Source organism: Psychrobacter sp. T6-5 (assembly GCF_052258485.2).
Classification (GTDB): Bacteria; Pseudomonadota; Gammaproteobacteria; order Pseudomonadales; family Moraxellaceae; genus Psychrobacter.
The window spans coordinates 479673-498872 of sequence record NZ_JBQQEY020000001.1; the positions used below are offsets into that span (position 1 = coordinate 479673).

At 45.0% G+C, this 19200-nt stretch carries 17 protein-coding genes; 10 read left to right on the forward strand and 7 right to left on the reverse strand.

Annotation, left to right across the window (positions count from 1 at the left end; genetic code table 11):
- Window positions 1-16 precede the first annotated feature (16 nt).
- Window positions 17-754, reverse strand: a complete 738-nt coding sequence (locus ACTXGK_RS16685) for a dienelactone hydrolase family protein (RefSeq protein ID WP_443517270.1) — start codon at window positions 752-754, stop codon at window positions 17-19.
- Between the two features lie 220 nt (window positions 755-974).
- Between ACTXGK_RS16685 and ACTXGK_RS16690 the strand changes: the two genes are divergently transcribed.
- Window positions 975-1517, forward strand: a complete 543-nt coding sequence (locus ACTXGK_RS16690; protein ID WP_443517405.1) for a YcgN family cysteine cluster protein — start codon at window positions 975-977, stop codon at window positions 1515-1517.
- Window positions 1518-1551: 34 nt separating this feature from the next.
- Here ACTXGK_RS16690 and ACTXGK_RS16695 read toward each other — a convergent pair whose 3' ends face one another.
- A complete protein-coding gene (locus ACTXGK_RS16695; protein WP_443517268.1) occupies window positions 1552-2781 on the reverse strand; it encodes an Lnb N-terminal periplasmic domain-containing protein in 1230 nt (409 codons plus the stop codon).
- Between the two features lie 333 nt (window positions 2782-3114).
- Between ACTXGK_RS16695 and ACTXGK_RS16700 the strand changes: the two genes are divergently transcribed.
- The 5 genes from ACTXGK_RS16700 (at window position 3115) to ACTXGK_RS16720 (ending at window position 10407) form a co-directional block, all read left to right on the forward strand.
- Window positions 3115-4014 (forward strand): CBS domain-containing protein, encoded by a 900-nt coding sequence (locus ACTXGK_RS16700; RefSeq protein ID WP_443517266.1) that lies wholly within the window; start codon window positions 3115-3117, stop codon window positions 4012-4014.
- Window positions 4015-4291: 277 nt separating this feature from the next.
- Window positions 4292-5866 (forward strand): apolipoprotein N-acyltransferase, encoded by a 1575-nt coding sequence (gene lnt / locus ACTXGK_RS16705; RefSeq protein ID WP_443517264.1) that lies wholly within the window; start codon window positions 4292-4294, stop codon window positions 5864-5866.
- Between the two features lie 136 nt (window positions 5867-6002).
- A complete protein-coding gene (locus tag ACTXGK_RS16710) occupies window positions 6003-6458 on the forward strand; it encodes a hypothetical protein (RefSeq protein ID WP_443517263.1) in 456 nt (151 codons plus the stop codon).
- A 355-nt stretch (window positions 6459-6813) separates the two neighbouring features.
- Window positions 6814-8316, forward strand: a complete 1503-nt coding sequence (locus ACTXGK_RS16715) for a peptide MFS transporter (RefSeq protein ID WP_443517404.1) — start codon at window positions 6814-6816, stop codon at window positions 8314-8316.
- A 273-nt stretch (window positions 8317-8589) separates the two neighbouring features.
- The gene (locus ACTXGK_RS16720) at window positions 8590-10407 is read left to right on the forward strand and encodes an aminopeptidase P family protein (RefSeq protein WP_443517261.1); all 1818 of its coding nucleotides are present in this window, start codon (window positions 8590-8592) and stop codon (window positions 10405-10407) included.
- A gap of 109 nt (window positions 10408-10516) precedes the next feature.
- On the opposite strand, the gene ACTXGK_RS16725 is transcribed toward ACTXGK_RS16720, so the two are convergent.
- The 3 genes from ACTXGK_RS16725 to ACTXGK_RS16735 form a co-directional block, all read right to left on the reverse strand.
- Window positions 10517-11341: a hypothetical protein gene (locus ACTXGK_RS16725; protein WP_443517259.1), complete on the reverse strand. Its 825-nt coding sequence runs from the start codon at window positions 11339-11341 to the stop codon at window positions 10517-10519.
- A 172-nt stretch (window positions 11342-11513) separates the two neighbouring features.
- Complete coding sequence (fabF, locus tag ACTXGK_RS16730) at window positions 11514-12848, reverse strand: beta-ketoacyl-ACP synthase II (RefSeq protein WP_443517403.1); 1335 nt, start codon at window positions 12846-12848, stop codon at window positions 11514-11516.
- 153 nt (window positions 12849-13001) lie between these two features.
- Window positions 13002-14378: an anhydro-N-acetylmuramic acid kinase gene (locus ACTXGK_RS16735; RefSeq protein ID WP_443517257.1), complete on the reverse strand. Its 1377-nt coding sequence runs from the start codon at window positions 14376-14378 to the stop codon at window positions 13002-13004.
- 143 nt (window positions 14379-14521) lie between these two features.
- Between ACTXGK_RS16735 and tyrS the strand changes: the two genes are divergently transcribed.
- From tyrS to ACTXGK_RS16755, 4 genes are read left to right on the forward strand one after another with little or no spacing between them, the layout of a single operon-like run.
- A complete protein-coding gene (tyrS, locus tag ACTXGK_RS16740) occupies window positions 14522-15736 on the forward strand; it encodes a tyrosine--tRNA ligase (RefSeq protein ID WP_443517256.1) in 1215 nt (404 codons plus the stop codon).
- A 38-nt stretch (window positions 15737-15774) separates the two neighbouring features.
- The gene (locus tag ACTXGK_RS16745; protein ID WP_443517254.1) at window positions 15775-16353 is read left to right on the forward strand and encodes a GNAT family N-acetyltransferase; all 579 of its coding nucleotides are present in this window, start codon (window positions 15775-15777) and stop codon (window positions 16351-16353) included.
- Between the two features lie 31 nt (window positions 16354-16384).
- Window positions 16385-16624: a DUF1653 domain-containing protein gene (locus ACTXGK_RS16750; RefSeq protein ID WP_443517253.1), complete on the forward strand. Its 240-nt coding sequence runs from the start codon at window positions 16385-16387 to the stop codon at window positions 16622-16624.
- Between the two features lie 23 nt (window positions 16625-16647).
- Complete coding sequence (locus tag ACTXGK_RS16755; protein WP_443517251.1) at window positions 16648-16971, forward strand: hypothetical protein; 324 nt, start codon at window positions 16648-16650, stop codon at window positions 16969-16971.
- Window positions 16972-17074: 103 nt separating this feature from the next.
- On the opposite strand, the gene ACTXGK_RS16760 is transcribed toward ACTXGK_RS16755, so the two are convergent.
- Window positions 17075-17911 carry an alpha/beta fold hydrolase gene (locus tag ACTXGK_RS16760; protein ID WP_443517249.1) on the reverse strand — a complete coding sequence of 279 codons (837 nt, stop codon included), beginning with the start codon at window positions 17909-17911 and terminating at the stop codon, window positions 17075-17077.
- Window positions 17912-18096: 185 nt separating this feature from the next.
- Window positions 18097-19053, reverse strand: a complete 957-nt coding sequence (locus tag ACTXGK_RS16765; RefSeq protein ID WP_443517247.1) for an alpha/beta fold hydrolase — start codon at window positions 19051-19053, stop codon at window positions 18097-18099.
- Window positions 19054-19200 lie beyond the last annotated feature (147 nt).

Sequence of the window (19200 nt, forward strand, 5' to 3'; positions counted from 1 at the left end):
TTATACCAAATTGTTTTTATGCCAAGTTTGCTTTCATAAACTCAATCATGTTTTCCCAGCTTTGTTTAGCCGCTGCTTCATTATAGCCAAGGTCTACTTCATTGTTGGCAGCGCGCTCATCAGCATGTGGGTTGGTAAAGCCGTGCTTAGCGTTGTCATAGACATCGATAGTGTAATCAACATCAGCAGCATCTAGCTCTGACTTCAGACCTTCGATGGCATCCATCGATACCATCGAATCCTCACGGCCATGAGCGACGAGTACTTTTGCGGCAAAGTTTTTGTCTGCTGGCTGTTTTGGCGTTGGGTTACCATGGAACGTGGCAACAGCTTTTAACGGCATGCCTTCGCGCGCCATATCAAGGACAACTTTACCACCGAAGCAGTAACCGATTGCGCCTAGATTGTCACCATTAACTGATAACTGATCGCTAAAGTCATTTAGAATCAGACGGCAGCGTGACATGAGCATGTCCTGATCAGCCAGTACTTGCTCCATCCACATATTGGCCATGGCGGCATCAGTGGTTAGTTTGCCTTCGCCGTAGACATCCATAGCGACAGCCGCATAACCTGCTTCCGCCAAACGCTCTACTACTGATTTTGGATGGTCGACCACGCCCCACCATTCTGGTGCAACCAAAATACCTGCTGCTGGGTTATCATCTGAAGCGTTTTCTGGCAGTGCGACATAGCTGACAAGTTCGATACCGTTCTCGGTCGTGCTGATTAATTCAAAAGTCTTAATTGACATATTATTGTCCTTTTTTATGTTATGAGTTTTAATTGTTTGTGGCTGTGATGGTTCGTGTTCCTAACTCTTACTACCTTAACGCCCATGTCTAGCAAAAACAGCTATAATACTGTAACGCTCTTTATCAAAATGCTACTGCAACCTTATGACTATAAATTTGTTAAACAAAAATGATGATAAACCAGACTTGCACTCAAGTATTGATTCAGATACCCAGCCTATGCAATCGATAAGTTTGTTACCTAATAGCTCTAATGTCGATTCTAATACTGGCTCTAAGTCTGAGCCCCTACGCGCGCAGTTTTGGTCGCGATTTGCATTAACAGAACTAAACCATAGCGAATGGGAAGCCTTATGTGATGGCTGCGGCAGTTGCTGTTTGATCAAATACATCGATGAAGATGAGAATGGCAATGTAGACGAAGAGTTGGTTGAATATACCGATGTCACGTGCCAGCTAATGGACTGTGCGACGGGGTATTGTAGCCATTATGCAACGCGTCAAGAGTATGTCCCAGATTGCATTCAGCTCACGATGGACAACTTGCCCAACATGATGTGGCTACCATCGCACTGTGCTTATAAGCGGTTATATAAAGGACAGAGTCTGCCAAGCTGGCATTTATTATTGACTCAGGATGCAGTGGTGACGCAACACGAGATGCGCGCTGCTAATGTCGGCGTTGCAGGGCGCTGTGTGTCTGAAACCAGTATGTCTGATGAAGAGATGGAGACACGGGTTATTAATTGGATTAACCCTTAGCAAAATACCACGCTACTTTTATTTATTTCTTCATTTATTCATTAAGTGATGTTTGGTCAGATGCCTGAGCAGTAGACTTAGCTTTTGCCTCGGCACCAGATTGAGAGTGGGCGAGTGGCGGTAGTGGAATGTCTTGACGAATTTTTTGTGAGAACGCACGGCTATTGCCAGTGGAGTGCAGATTGTCAAAACCAAGCGATTTTGGATTAATATGAGTACGCTCATACCATGTATCCATCGACCAAGGTTGATCGGGCTGTTCTGGCGCTGCATCGAGCATACCGACATCGTATAGATAGTTGGGTAACCACCCAGAGACCCAAATCCGATAATCCCATGGCAAGCGATCGCCACTGATAATGCGCGCCATATAAAAGATAATATTGGTACAGTTGCTCGTCAATGTGTTGTACCAAGCTGGCTGGTTATTTAGCTCATCAATGGCAGTCAGGTAAGATTCAAATAATGATCTGACTTCATGCTGCTGCAAGTTGCTAATGGGAAATAGATAGACCTGCTCACCGCGCGCGTTGCTACGGGTATAGATAATGTCACGCTCTTCTGCCGCAATCAGGCTCAGCTCATAACGTCTAAAAAACCCAGCAAGGGCTGAAAACGACTCACCGTCTTCTTTACGAATCTCAAAGGAGAAGGCAAGTGGTCTATCGTCTTCAAAACGAAAGCTGACCAAAGTATGAGCGATGAGTGGTCCCATCCAATAAGAATTGGTCACATCGATGCCTGAGAGCTTTGACAAGTCAATCGTACGGGTATCCCAGTGCGCGGTTGCTTCTGTATCTGTGTGCCAATCAAAATTGCGGACATTGGTTAGAGTAATCAAATTAGGATTGGTCGCATCGCGCTTATAAGTAACTTGCTGGTCGACCTCAGCCATCCAGTCACGATCTTGTTTGGGCTCAATAGAGAAAAACCAGCCCACACCTACAAACCAAATTACGCCATATAGTCCGATGAGCCATTTGTTGGCGGTGGCCTTATGAATCACTGTGTTGTCAGTTGGTTTATGGCGATACAGTATTTTTGTGACAGCACGCCAATAGCGGGTGCTCAGCAATGCCCCTAATAGACTTACGATGACAATAGTGGAAAGCCAGGTCACTATAGAGCCTATCCCGTACTGGTACCAAATCGCTAGCAGTAACCCCACGGCCGATAAGAGTAGGGTAACGGCAATCAAAAAAGACACGAGCCGATGTCGCCATGTGGATTTTGGCTGTTTGCTATCTGCCACGCTATTGCTCACGCTACGATCCTTGGGATGGCTGCGTGAACGCGACGAGAGCAAGCGAGAAAAAAGGGAACGTAGCGACATAAGGTTTATTTTGCTAAATAAAGGCTTTGACCATAGCAAAGTTTATAACACGCTGACAATACAATTTGAGTGAATTTGTCGTTGAATGTCAGTGAGCCTTACGATAAAGTGAAGCTAATTTGTGCTGACCTATTTATGATTGAAACATCAACTAATGATCAATCAGCCATTTTATTTACTACTTCTGTCCCCATCTAGGCGCTACTTGTTTTTATTTACGATTATTTTAATTGCCATTAACTAAAGAGGTTAAATCACACCACCATGTCTGACGACACTCCCAGCCCGAGTAGTTGGTCGATGCGCGGCTTAAAACGCTGGCTATCGACCGCCCCCGAGACCCGTGACGAATTGATTCGTCTGGTACAAGACTCGCGCCAGTTCTTAGAGCCTGATACGGTCGATATGCTAGAAGGCGTACTCGATCTACCAGCAACCCAAGTGCGCGAAATCATGACGCCACGTCCGCAAGTGATTGGTATTCACGAAAGCACTAGCCTTGACGAAGTGATGGATATTATTCTTGAGACCACGCACTCGCGCTATCCTGTTTTTGACAGTCAAGATGATGATGCCGTTATTGGTATCTTACTGGCCAAAGATTTAATTCCTATTTTGGTTCATATGGTGCGTGACCAAGAAGACAAAATCGATAGCAAACGTCTAAAAGACTTGGTGCGCCAGCCATTATATATCAGTGAAACAGCTCGTTCTGATACCCTGCTGCGCTCATTGCAGCGCACGCAAGTGCATATGGCGATCGTCGTCGATGAGTTTGGCAACTTTGGTGGTGTCGTTACCATGGAAGACTTGTTAGAGGAAATCGTTGGTGACATCGTTGATGAGCATGATGACTTTGATGAAGACAGCGATATTAATAACATCGTCGCTGATCCTGAAAAGCCAAACACATGGCGTGTCCAAGCATCTACGGTGATTGAGGACTGTAATGATGAGCTTGGCAGTCGTTTTGATGATACCGATGTCGACACGATGGGTGGTCTGGTCATGCAAGCACTTGGTTTCGTTGGTGATTTGGAGGGTGAGAGCGTGGTGATAGATGATTGGCAAATCACTATCACTGATGTGGAAGGACGATTTATCCAAAATCTAGAGCTTACCAAAACCAATGGGGATCAGCAGATACTGATAGGCAGCCATTAATTTGTATGTATTCCCATAATCAATAATTAGTGATAAAACATTCTTAATAAGCTCAATAAAAAACACGATGACCCATCGTGTTTTTTTGCTTTCTGCCTTTTGCATTTTGGTATGAGGTTTTCGCTACGCAAATTTACCCATTAATCGGTTTTGGCTGGTATCATGGGTGGATTTTATTTGTGGTCCTGCATAAAGCATTATGCAGTCAGTTTTTGCTTGGGTTTTGTCTCAGTGCTGAGCTGTAAAATTTTGAAAAATATGGTCTTGGATAACTGCTATGCGTCTGTCTACTGTTGATTTACAAAAACGCCTGAACCCTGAACAGCCAAAAGGCTTACATCTGGGACTGGCGGTACTGATCGCTTTGTTGGCAGGAGGCGCTTTCACACTTGCGCTCGCGCCTTATGGTATTTGGCCAGTTGCGTTGCTATCACCTGCCATTTTATATGCGTTGTTGATGCCAGAGATGACAGGTCGCCGCGCCTTCCTCATTGGGCAGGCATATGGTACGGGGCTTTGGTGTGTGGGTGCGTTTTGGCTGTACACCTCCATCCATGTGTATGGTTCGACGCCCGTATGGCTTGCGCTGATTATGATTGCGCTGATGGGTCTCGGCATGGGGTTATTCCATGGCTTTTTGGCGCTGATTTTTAATCGAGTGGTTGGCAAACAGCCACTATCTTTTGCTGCGCTTTGGATACTCCAAGAGTGGATGAAAACGTGGCTATTCACCGGCTTTCCTTGGCTATTCGTCGGTTATGCATTTACTGAGCAATATTGGTTGTCATCCTTGGCGCCTGTTGCGGGTGTCTTCGCGATTTCTTTTGTGGCGGTGCTACTGGCTGCCAGTATCGTTGAGCTATTGCGTCGCCGCGCAGGCTATATGATTCCGTCGATAGCCTTGTTGGTTGTTAGCTGCTCGCTATGGTTGATCAATCCGCAGTGGACCAAACCAAAAGGCACGCCTGATTTATCAGTGTCTTTGATTCAAGGCAATATCCCGCAAGATCTAAAATGGCTTACCGAGTATCAAATAGAAACCCTAAAAATCTACGCAACCTTGACTCGCGATGAGTGGGGGCGTGACATTGTGCTGTGGCCTGAGTCATCGATTCCGATGTTTCAGACAGAAGCGGTCGGTTTTATCAATGAAATGGTAAAAATGGCCAAAGAGACTGACACGACATGGGTGACGGGCATTCCTTATAAGGACGAAGCAGCATTTGATGCCAGTAAAGATAAATATGCGCCATTTTATAATAGTGTGGTTGCGCTAGGGGCTCAGGCAGATGGTTTGTATAAAAAACAACGTCTGGTACCCTTTGGTGAATATATTCCGTTTGAAGGTGTGCTTGATATCCTGCCAAATCTGGCAGGCAGCCAAGATATCATGAGCTATAGTCGCGGCAGTGATCATCAGTCACCACTGCGTGTACGAGGCCACAACTTGGGTGCGGCTATCTGCTATGAAGTCGCGTATCCAGATACCACGCGCAAAAACGCGATTGGCACAGACTTTTTATTGACCATCTCAAACGATGCGTGGTTCGGTACGTCGGCAGGCCCGCTACAGCATTTGCAAATGGTACAGATGCGCGCGCTCGAAAATGGTCGTTGGTTTATGCGTGCGACCAACACGGGGGTGACAGCTATCATCGATCATAAAGGTCGCATCGTAGCGCGTGCTCCGCAGTTTGAGCGCACTGTACTACGCGGTAATATACAGGCACGCGTTGGTAATACGCCGTTTATGCGTTTTGGCCAATATCCTATTTTGTTTATTATGGCGCTGCTGCTGATACTGAGTTACTTAGGTAAGCGTCCCAAGACGTCAGTACGTTTGATTAAATAGCTGTCATCAACGCTAAAAGCGGATAGTAAAATTGTCGATAATAAACCCTTTAAATACTTAAGGGTTTTCACAAATCAGTATAAATTGCGATATAATAGGTCAATATTTCAAATATTTTGTGCAAGGTGGATAAGGTATGTCAGAAGGTATCGTCAATAACAATCCAAAAAAAGAGCTGTTATACACTCTAGGTGGCATTGCCTTATTTTTAGGTATTGTTTTACTTATTGGTATTTCTGCATTTTTGCGTCCAGCCGGTGAGCATATCACGGCTGAGCCAACTGAAGCATCAGAGGCCGCTGATGAAGCAGAAGCCATTGCTACCGAAGACGCTGCTGCCCCAGCTGAAGCAAGTGCTGAAACAGCACCAGCAGATGCAGCAGCACCTGATACAGCTGCAGATGCAACCGTCACACCAGCGACAGATGCAGATAGTGCAGTCGTCACTGCAGAAGCAGGTACAGCGACCGCTTCTGGTACAGTCAGCCAAGCGGCAGTTGCCGATGCTGATTTAACTGCTGAGCAAGCGGATGGTGACTTAGATGCTGGGGGTGCTGGCACCGCCGCTGATGACACAGCAGTAGCGCAGTAATTTTTGATATTACGATTGATTGTTTATGTAGCAAAAAACGACTCTTAAATGAGTGGCTATCAAAGTCTCTACTAGCAGTAATATCAACATGATAGGACTGCATTGAAGACCACAAAAAAGCTCGTTCTCAGCGATTGAGAGCGAGCTTTTTTGTGGGTATTTGTGTAATTTTTAGCCAACTTTTTCTTTACTTGGTTATAACCAAGTGAAACAATGTTCCGCCTATATGACCGCTTATCGGAATAATTAGGCATTTGGTCATTACCAAAATAATCTTTAAAGGAATAAAGTTGTGAGTACACAATCAAAATCAGAATCTAGTGCGGCTGAGCTGCAAGCACTAGACAATGGCTTTATGGGACACCCTGCGCCATTACGCTCGTTGTTTTTTACTGAGATGTGGGAGCGTTTCTCTTACTATAGTATCCGTCCGCTACTCGTGCTATTTATGGTAGCAACAGTGAGTAGTGGTGGTTTTGGGTTTGATGAAGTCACGGCTTCTGCTATCTACGGTATTTTTGCTGGTTCATTATATTTAGCAGCCGTACCGGGCGGTTGGCTAGCAGATAACTGGCTGGGTCAAGAGCGCGCACTGTGGTGGGGTAGTATTGTGATTGCCCTTGGTCACTTATGTATTGCACTCTCTGCTGTGTTCGGGATGGCGTTATTTTTCGTTGGTTTGATCTGTATCGTCTTGGGGTCAGGGCTATTTAAGACCTGTATCTCAGTGATGGTTGGCGCTTTGTATCCTAAAGGTGACTCTCGCCGTGATGGCGGTTTTACCTTGTTTTATATGGGTATTAACATCGGCGCGTTATTGGCTGCACTTATCGTTGGTGTGTTTAAAGAAAAAGGCATGTGGCACGTCGGCTTTGGCGTCGGTGGTTTGGGGATGCTAGTGTCCTTGCTCATCTATCGTTTTGTCGCCCAAAAGAATTTGACGCGTTTTGCGCGAGCCAAAGGTATCGATGCCGAGTGGGAACACTCCAATGGCCGCTACAAAAACATTGGCCGCTGGGTAGGTGGTTTTGTTGCTCTGTTAGTCGCCATTGTGCTGTTAGTTTCTACGGGTATGGTGTCGTTCAACCCTGAGCTGGTCGCAGAGTATATGACTTATATCATTGCTGCCGTCGTCATCCTTTACTTTGCTATTATGTTTATTTCACCGCGCTTGGATAAGACGGACAAACTGCGCTTGCTGATCTGCTTTATTTTAATCATTGGCTCGACGCTGTTTTGGTCAAGTTTTGAGCAGCAGCCAACCTCTTTTAACTTATTTGCCGATCGTTATACGGATCTAAATGTTATGGGGTTTGAAATACCAAGCATTTGGTTTCAGTCGTTGAACCCACTATTTATTTTAATATTGGCGCCTATCGTTAGTATTATCTGGGTCAAGCTGGGTAACCGAGGTCTTGAGCCGAGCAGTATGGCGAAATTTGCACTTGGGATGTTACTCGCCGCCGCTGGTTTTGCTTTGATGATTTTTGCATCAAAAAGTATCTTAGCGCCTGGTGCTGGCTTAGCGTCGCCTTTATGGTTGGTGGGAAGTCTGCTGTTATTGACCCTTGGTGAGTTAGCACTTAGCCCGGTAGGTCTGTCATCAATGACCAAGCTTGCACCAAAAGGCATGCAAGGTCAGATGATGGGGCTTTTCTTTGCTTCTATTGCGATGGGTAACTTGGTTGCGGCATTCTTTGGTGGTCATGTCTCAGCGGATAAAATCGAAGGTTTGCCGACTTTGTTTACCACTATGACGATCTTCTTGGTAGTCTCTGCCGTGATACTGTTGGTATTGGCTAAGCCTATCAATAATATGCTGCAAAAAAGCGAGCATGCTGACGAGGTAAGCCAATAAAGACAGATAATTGGTGTATGCAAATCCTCTATCATGCCCATAGAATCAGTCCATAACCCATGATAAGACGTGTTACCATAACTGGCAGCACGTTTTATTGTTTTAATCAGTGAGATATTTTTTTAGGCTATTGAAAGCCTACATTCTGCCCAAACATCTAGTTATGTTCTGCTGCAATACTATCAAGCAGCATCTAATAAGACGACTATTCATAGTTGCTACTCACCTCTCGATTTCTAAATAATTTATCTAAAATAAATAAGGACACCTATCATGAATAAACAAATCATCCAAGAGCGTATCGATATGCTACGCAAAACGCTAGTGGCTCAAGACCTCACTGCGATCATCGTACCCTCTGCCGATCCACATCTGTCTGAGTATTTGCCAGAGTATTGGCAAACCCGTCAGTGGCTATCAGGGTTTACGGGTTCAGTAGGGACGCTTGTCGTGACTGCTGATTTTGCTGGTCTATGGACGGATAGCCGTTATTGGGTACATGCGGCTGAGCAACTAGAGGGTACGGGTATCACTTTGGAGAAGCTGGCACCTGGTCAACCAAATCATATCGACTGGCTGGCCGATCATTTGCAAGAAGGAGATAGCGTGGCAGTAGATGGTAATGTGCTCTCTATCGCTGAGCAAGATCGACTATTGAATGCATTTGATGCCAATGATATTACCTTAATCACTGAGCGTGACGTATTGACGAGCGTTTGGACAGATCGTCCAGCACTGCCTAATGCCAAATTGTATGCACATGATGAGCAGTTTCTTGCACAGTCTGCGACTTCAAAACTCGCGGCAGTACGCGCAGGCATGAAGGATGCTGGCGCAACCCATCATCTACTCTCAAGCTTAGATGACATCGCTTGGCTGACGAACTTGCGCGGTGCTGATGTTGATTACAACCCAGTGTTCTTAGCACATATACTGATTGATACAGACAGCGCAACGTTATTTGTTGATACCGATAAAGTAAGCGAAGATATTGCAAAAAGTCTAAAAGATAGCGGTATCACATTGGCTGATTATTCTGCTGTACAAGATGCATTGAGTTCGTTAACACCAGAAGATTTATTACTGTTAGACCCAAGTAAAGTCGCAGTCGGTACCTTGTCCAAAATGGCAGATGATGTTGGCTTTATTGAGCAGATGGCACCAAGTACACTGCTCAAATCTGTCAAGTCTGACTCAGATATCGATCATGTGCGTGAGGCAATGCGTCAAGACGGCGCGGCTTTAGCGGAGTTTTTTTCTGAGTTTGAGCAGCGTTTAGTAACAGGCGAGCGCCTAAGTGAGCTGGATGTAGATAGTATGCTGATAGAAGTGCGTAGCCGTCAGCCGCATTATGTATCGCCAAGCTTTCCAACTATCGCTGGTTTCAATGAAAATGGTGCATTGCCGCATTACCGCGCAACGCCAGAGAAGTTTAGCTACTTAGATGTCAACGAAGGTGAAGGTGGTTTACTACTCATTGACTCAGGCGCTCAGTATCAAAACGGTACGACAGATATCACCCGCGTGGTCGGTATTGGACAAGTTAACGCTGAGCATAAACGCGACTTTACGACCGTACTCAAAGCCCATATTGCGCTTGCCCGTGCTTACTTCCCTGATGGTATCGCCTCTCCATTGATTGATGCGATTTGCCGCGCACCATTATGGCAGGCTCAGATGGACTATGGTCATGGTACTGGTCACGGTGTTGGTTATTTCCTAAACGTGCATGAAGGCCCGCAAGTGATCGCTTATAGCGCCAGTACACCAAAAGAGCGTGCGATGAAAGTCGGTATGATTTCAAGTAATGAGCCAGGTTTGTACCGCGAGGGCAAATGGGGTATCCGTATTGAGAACTTGGTCGTGAATACACCAGTTGCCAATCCTACTGAGACAGAGTTTGGTCAATTCTTACACTTTGAAACCATCACTTATTGCCCAATCGACACGCGCCTGATCGAGCCATCATTATTGGATCAAGTCGAGATTGATTGGTTAAATAGCTATCATAGCCAAGTCTATGCTGAGCTAAATGATCGTGTGGAAGGTGCCGCCCTTGAGTGGTTGACTGAACGTACCAAAGCCATTTAATACCAAGCTCAAAACATTAACTAAAAGTACTAAGAAGCCCCGTAAATTATTTACGGGGCTTTTTAATGTTTGTGCTACAGGCCTTTTTAGAAAATAGGGGTTGTTGCGGTTAGTGAATATTTTTCTTAGCCGCGTTTTCAGTAGTAGCTGACGTATTTTGCTCGCTGAAATGCTGAGTCATCTCAGCACGTAGCCAAGATTTCAGATTTTCAGACATGAGCATCATTTGCTCACTCAAGTAGTCGTCGATTTGGTTTTCAAGCTCACGAATTAGCGTTTGATCCGCCGGATCCAGCTCACTGTCTTCTAACACCAAGTTGATGGCTGCACTGGTGTTATTATTAATGTCTTTGATATGATGATTGACCAGCCCATGAGTTTGATCGCTCATGGTTTTGCCATCAGCGTTTTTATGATCGCTAGTTTCACTCTCACTATTGGCTACTTCAGAGTCAGTCTTTTCGATTTTTGAGTTGTCATCAGGATCGTTCTCTGTGACGCCTTTATCAGAAATGGCTTTTTCATCGATATTGTTTTGGTCGGCTGCTCGCTGCTCATTTTTTTCTTGTTCTTTTTGAGCCGTTTCTGCTTGTTCACGTCGCGTAGCTTCTGCTTTACGCGCAGTCTCTTCGGCCTCTTTTTTCTGTTCTTCTTCTAACTGTTGCTTTTCAGCCGCCGCGCGTTCTTGTTCTTGCTTGTCTATGATTGCCTTAGCGATGGCTTGCTCGGCATTATAGTTGTCATACAGCTCGTCCACATGGGTATCTAAGTCATGTGTATGAAAAGTGAAGCTTTCAAATACGGTATCTGCTTGCAGTAGGGTGGTGATGTCTTTTAGCTCTTGAGTAATTGCAGCGCGTACTGGATCCGGTGCACACGTCCAGCGCTGATAAAATTGATGGGAAAATGAGTAGCTTGACATGGTATCTTCCATAAATGTTCCAAAAATTACCCCTTATCATACGCAAGTACGATAAGGGGCTGCAAGTGGACAAACGTAGCCAATCTGACAACAACGTTACAATGTTCAGACGTATCAAAGTGACAATTTGACAACGCGGTTATGCAACAACGCGGTATCACATCGCACGATACGCTTTTGGCTATTATTGGTTGATAGGCCAGCGTGCAAATATCAAGGATCCATTGGTACCGCCAAAGCCGAAGCTGTTGGATGCAGCATATTGCAGGTTATCGACTTTACGTGATTGGTTGGCCACGTAATCGAGATTGCAGTTGTCTTCTACCTCTTCTAGATTAATCGTGGGTGGTACGTGCTGATGCTGTAGGGCAAGTACGGTAAATATAGCTTCCACACCGCCAGCTGCACCAAGCAGGTGTCCTGTCATAGATTTGGTTGAGCTCACCAAAATACTGTCTTTCACTGGCGAAAACACGGTTTCGATAGCGATTGATTCGGCGATATCACCTGCAGGTGTACTGGTACCGTGCGCATTGACATAACCGACGCTTGCAGGTTCAATCCCAGCATCATTGAGTGCATTGCGCATGGCTTTTGCAGCGCCGCTACCGTCTTCTGGTGGTGCGGTAATATGACTAGCGTCATCGCTCATGCCAAACCCGACCAGCTCTGCCAGTATGGTGGCACCGCGCGCTTTAGCGTGGGCAAGGCTTTCTAATACGACCATACCCGCACCGTCACCAAGTACAAAGCCGTCGCGGCCTTTATCAAACGGACGTGATGCTTTGGTTGGCTCATCGTTGCGTGTAGATAGAGCGTGCATCGCGCTAAAGCCCGCTATACCAAGTGGGCTTGAGCCTTTTTCACTACCGCCAGCCAACATCACATCGGCATCACCGTAGGCGATCAAACGCGCTGCAAGACCGATAGCGTGAGTCGCGGTAGTACAGGCCGTTGATGTCGCAAGATTTGGCCCTTTTAAGTTGTGTTTAATCGCGACCAGTCCCGCTGCCATATTGACAATAGAGCCTGGGATGATAAAGGGTGAGACTTTGGCAGCACCTTTTTCGTGTAGGGTATCGCGACTGTTTTCGATGGTTTGGATACCGCCAATACCTGAACCCAAGATAATACCAAAGCGATCTTGATCAACCCCTTGTACTGGTGCATCAGCAGCACTGACTTCATCGATAAGGCCAGCGTGCTGTAGTGCCATAGAGGACGCTGCAATCCCGTAATGTATAAACTCATCATAGCGGCGCGCATCTTTGGCGCTCATGTACTGCTTGGCTTCAAAGTCTTTGATTACACCTGCGATTTGCGCGCGGTAGCCAGTCGCATCAAAATGCGTAATCGGTGAGATACCACTGTCACCATTGAGCAGTTTGGTCCATGAGCTATCAACATCTAGACCAAGCGGTGTAATGGCACCCATACCTGTCACGACCACACGCGTATCATCAGAGCGCTCGTAATGAGGGGGTTTTTGACGCGATTTGTATACAGGAGCTGCGGTCATATTATTTGTGTCATCATTGGTGGCTTGGTCGATAGGTGAAGTGCTGTGTTGGCTCATGCGATATGTCCTATACTTACGGGTCCTAAGAGGATGGCGTTTTTAAAGTTATTATAAAACACATAGGTGCACGTATGTAAACTAAAATCTAACTGGTCAGGCAAAACAAACTTGCCCCAATACCACGCCTTTATTGGCGCCAGTTACAGCGGGTAAATTACCCGTTTCACCCATCAGTGTTTGTCTGGCTAACCATGCAAAAGCGACTGCCTCTACCCATGTTGGTGCTAACCCTAAATGATCCGTGGTCATCACTGTAGAGTAGGGCAAGTGAGCTCGTAGACGCGTCATCAAATAGTCATTTAGTGCACCGCCACCGCAGACAGACACTGAGCTGTTTTCTTCAGTTTTTATAAACGTACTGATTTGCGTGCTCGCACTGATGGCTGTCAGCTCAGTCAATGTGGCTTGTACATCTGCAGATGAGTAGCGGGTATAGACAGAAGTCTGATCGAATGTTTGTAGCTCATCCTGTAGCCAAGCCAAGTTGAAATCTTCGCGGCCCGTACTTTTGGGATGAGACTGCGCAAAAAATGGATGTGCCAACAGTTGCTGTAATAGCGGTTCAATGATGATTCCAGACTGTGCCCAAGCACCGCTCGCATCATAGCTATTATCAGTATGCAATGCTGTCCACGCATCCAATAGTAAGTTTGCAGGTCCAGTATCGTAGCCAACAACCTGATCTTTTCCATCAGCAGGCAAGACGGTTATATTGGCAATACCGCCCAAATTTAATATCACGCGTGTGTTATCAGATGTGCCAAACAGTGCTTGGTGGAAGGCAGGAACCAAAGGGGCACCTTGACCACCGACGGCCATATCACGGCGACGAAAATCACTGATAACGCTAATGCCTGTACGCTCAGCGATGATATTGGCATCGACCAATTGCAAGCTAAAACCCATCTGCGGACGATGGCGTACCGTTTGCCCATGACAGCCAATCGCTAGCACTGATTCAGCATCGATATTTGCTTGCTGTAATAAGGTATTGACCACTTCGCTGGCAAATTCCGCATATTCGCGACTTGCCCAACCAAACCAGTCAAGCTCGCTATTTGGCTCATCAGCCTCTGGTACGAGTTGATTCACACCATTGGGCTGACATAATGCCAATAGGACCTCACGCAGACGTGGCGGAAAATCTTGACTATACGTCGCCAGCAGCTGCATCGGCGGTTGGGTGTTTTCTTTATCACTGGTATTTTCTGTATCGCTCATGTCATGATTAAACTGACAAACAACCGCATCCATACCATCCAAGCTGGTGCCTGACATCATGCCGATATATAAGCCGTCATCAAAGCTTTCAAACACCGTTTGCTCAAGCGCATCGGTCAGTGTGGCATAGTTCGAATTATCAGAAGACAAATCATCAATATCGTCTGAGCTATTATCCAAACTATTATTCATAAGCAAGTCTGCGAGGGCATTATGGTCAGTATCAGCAATCGATGCGGGGTTGGTCATGGCAATTTACCTTAAAAAACGCTAGTATATCCGTCAAATTCTAGCATTTTTTCTGACCCTTTGAGCTTCTAAACGTCATAAGGTGTTGAGCCAGTAACAGTCATTTATAAAAATCCTAATTAAAGCGACATATAGAGAGAACCATGACCAATCAAACTTATACACTAGAAGAACAGCTGGCCCTTATTCAGCGCGGTACGCAAGAGATTTTATCTGAAGACGACTTAGTGGCTAAGCTAAAGCTCAACCGTCCGCTACGTATCAAGGCAGGCTTTGATCCTACCGCGCCTGATTTGCATTTAGGTCATACGGTATTGATCAATAAACTCAAGCACTTTCAAGATTTGGGACATGAGATTTATTTCTTGATTGGTGACTATACGGCCAAGATTGGCGATCCGTCTGGCAAAAACAGCACGCGTCCACCATTGACTGATGAGCAAATCAAAGCCAATGCAACAACCTACGCTGAGCAAGTATTCAAAATCTTGGATAAAGAAAAAACCCGAGTAGTCTTCAATTCTGAGTGGTTCAATGACATGAGCGCCGCTGATATGATTCAGCTTGCCAGTCAGCAAACGGTCTCACGTATGCTTGAGCGTGATGACTTCTCGAAACGCTATGCCTCGCAGACGCCTATCTCAATCCATGAGTTTCTCTACCCATTGGTGCAAGGCTATGACTCTATTGCGCTAAAAGCCGATGTCGAGCTGGGCGGTACTGATCAAACCTTCAATTTATTGATGGGACGTACGTTGCAAGGACGCTATGACCAAGAGCAGCAAGTGTGTATCACTGTGCCAATTTTGGAAGGGCTAGACGGTGTCAATAAAATGTCCAAATCATTGGGTAACTATGTCGCTATCTATGATGCACCGGGCACCATGTACCAAAAAATTCTATCGATGCCAGATACCTTGATCCATCGTTACTTTGAGTTTTTAAGTTTTAAGCCAATGGAAGAAGTCGAAGGCTTAATGCGCGAAATGAAAGACGGGCGCAACCCACAAGAAATCAAACGTATCCTTGCCGAAGAGCTAATCGAGCGTTTCCATGATGCAGAAGCAGCGGCAAATGCGCACAAATCAGCGGGCAATGTCTTAGCAGATGGTGAGTTGCCCGTTGATTTGCCAGAAGTGACATTAACGCTTGAAGAAGGTCAAGAGGCCTTGTTTATCACACAGATATTAAACCAAGCAGGTTTGACTAAAAATAGTGCAGCGGCAAAAGACATGATCAAGCGCAATGCAGTCAAAGTCGATGGCGAAGAGGTCAATGCTGGCTTTAGCTTAAGCTCAGGTCAAACGGTTGTGATTCAAGCAGGCAAGAAAGCCTATGCAAAAGTGACGGTTGCTTAAGCGCTTGCTCACATCAATAATGGCTTGAGGAGAGATAAATGCTAGAACAGGTTACCTTATCGAGTAATGGCATTATCCTTGAGCCATTAACGCTAACTCATACAGCTGACTTGGTTGAGGCTTGCCAAGATGGCGAGCTGTGGAAAATAAACGTGACATCTGTACCTGAGCCAGATAACGTCATTGACTACATTAATGTTGCAGATGCAATGCCTGATAGGCAAGCTTTTGCCGTCATTGATGAGCGTACTGGTAAAGCGATTGGGTCAACGAGCTTTCATGATATTTTGCTAGCCAGCAAACGCTTAGAGATTGGCTATACATGGTATGCCAAGTCGTATTGGCGCACGCATGTCAATACCACCTGTAAGCTTATGCTGCTCACTTATATATTTGAAACGCTAGAATATCAAACCGTAGGATGGCGTACAGATATTGATAATTACCGCTCACAACAGGCTATCGAACGCTTAGGTGTCAAAAAAGATGGCGTGATTCGTGGCAATCGAGTACGCCGTGATGGCGTTATTTCAGATACAGTTATGTACAGTATCGTTAGCTCTGAATGGGCAGATGTAAAGCCCAAGCTTGCAACAAAAGTACAAAGCGTTTATTAATCTTTTAACTATTAATATAAATGAGTGGTTTATGTCTCAAAAAAGTCAAAACACGGTAGCCCAAGGAATTTACCGCCATTACAAAGGCAGCCTTTATCAAGTGCTGCATACCGCGCGGCACTCAGAGACCGAAGAGTCGCTCGTGGTATATCGTTGTCTTTATGGTGAATATGGCGTGTGGGTACGCCCGTTTACCATGTTTATTGAGACAGTCACTGTTGATGGCAAAGAGATTCCGCGATTTGAACTCATCAAAGTATTAGCTGATTGATTGTTAGTAAAAATGAGATTGAAATGGCGCGTTTAGACAATAAAAAAAGATATTCAGTGCCTTTATTATTACAGTTCATAGTGATTTTAACTCAATTTGGCATTTATTTATTTATCAATTGGTTAGATGTTTATCTTAATCAAAAGCCACCTAATTCATCATTAGACAATTTTTTTTGGTTAGTAATAGTACCTATTACTTGGCTTATCTACACTTCAATGTCTTATTATTATTCTCATAAGTTTTTACAATCAATTTTTCAAGGTCTATTGCAGACAATATTTTCCTATACCTTAGTTATTGCAAGTGTACTTGTCTTTTACACATGGATTGGTAAGTCCTTTTAACGCTAGCCTAGGTTAATAATTATCCTACCCAAAATCTTTAAAAAAAAACGACCCGTTAAGGTCGTTTTTTTGTTCTATATCTACGTTTTATCTAGACAGTCAATTAACTATTTAAAAATGCAATCAATGTTTTATTGAACTCTTCGCTATGGGTCACATTGATACCATGTGGGCCACCTTCAACGACATGCAGTTTACTGTCTGCAATCATATCGTGAGAGCGTTCACCGCTTGCTTCAAACGGGACGATTTGATCGGCATCACCATGTATCACTAAGGTTGGCACATCAAATACTTTTAAGTCATCGCGGAAGTCGGTGTAGCTAAAAGATTTGACGCAATCAAAGGTTGCTTTGGCAGAAGCGAACGCTGCGATATCGCGGTTGTATAAGCGCATAGGCTTACTGACCAACGACTTACCGTCTTTTGGCGTAAAGAAATTCTTGGTAAAGTCATTCAAAAAGGCAATACGATCATCGCTGACACCGTCCAAAAATCCTTGAATGTCTGACTCTTCAAGACCGCCATCAGGATTATCATCTGCCTTAAACAGATACGGCGGAACAGCAGAGGCAAGTACCGCTTTGCTGACACGCTCTGAGCCATATTTACCCAGATAGCGAGCCACCTCACCGCCGCCCATAGAAAATCCAACGATGGTCGCGTCTTGTAAATCGAGCGCCTCCATCAACCCTTTTAAATCTTGGGCTAGGGTATCGTAGTCGTATCCGTTCCATGGTCTGGACGATTGACCAAAGCCACGTCTGTCATAGGTAATGACTTGGTAGCCAGCTTCGACTAGCGCAGGTAGCTGTGCCTCCCAAGCGCGTCCACTAAGTGGCCAGCCATGAATGAGTACAACAGGTTTGCCAGTACCTTGAGTTTCGTAATAGAGTTCGACCGGTTGATCGTCTTGAGTCGCAACGGTAGCGTAGGGCATGATCTTATCCTTTTGGTATTATTATATTCATATATTTTTGTGTTGATGCTTATCGGTGACTGTCGTTCATAGTGAGTCATCAAGGATTTGCATCAGCTTTTTAGTATAGAATCAGCCCAAGTTAATTGCTATGACAGGTTGTAAAGTTATAGTAGTAATTATAAAGCGGTTGTGTAAAATCCTAGTCAATCTTGTAGAAATTCTTTTAGTATCTTATGAAATCGCAACGGCTCATCTATTGGCACGGCATGTCCTGAGCGCGGCAGGATGACATCACGAGCATTGGGCAGCATACGTGTGATTTCTTGCTGCCATTTGGGGTCATAGAGTTTTGATTGTCCACCAATGAGACTGACCACTGGGATGGTGACGTTCTCTATACCTGCACGAAAATCGTAAGGTATCGCCAGATATGCTTGCAGGCAGCGCATTTTATGTTGCCATGTTTGGTGATTATAAAATGCCAGTTTATGATCTTTTTGATGAGTAAGTGCTTGTACGACAGCTTTCGAGCGTGGACGGCTGACAGAGAGTAAAGAAAACAATCTTTCGACATCGGTCACATGGCGTTTGAGAGAAAACGGCAAGTGCGTAAAGTGTTCAACTTGCGCATAGGGTAGTGTCCTATCGACAATGTCTTGAAACACGGCAAACATCTCTTTTTGTCGATCCCCAAACAATCCGCCTTGCCAATCTGGTTGATTGTGAATCACAGGGCTTTGATCAATATTCAGATAGCGACTCACCCGTGATGAACTAAAACGTTCAAAATAAGACCACATCACCAATGCACCCATAGAAATGGCGGCCACAGGTAACGACTCTATCTGCCGTTCAAGACAGACATGCTCAATCACTATATCAATATCATCAGCATACTGATGCACGAAATCAAACTGCGTCAACTCAATATTTTTTGCCGCCCCAAAACCTCGAAAATGCGGCAAGTAAAACTCATATTTACCTATCAGTGGCAGTATAAAAAGTAAAAACTCACGCGCATCCATGCCATAAGCATGCATCATCATGACGGGTTTGCCATTCCCAATGACAGACACGGGTAGCGCCTTACCATCAGCTGTCTTTATACTGATTGTTCGTAATTGATAGGACGCGGGTAGGGAAAGAAGAGTTTTTTTCATAGAATGACATCACTTTTAGTTATCAAGCCATCTTGGTTGAGTGGTCAAGATGTATTTTTACAAACGTATTCATACCGCGAATAAAAGACTGTTATATTGAAGCACTCATCTGACCATAGCATAGAATTTGGCTAATGGTAAAAGCAG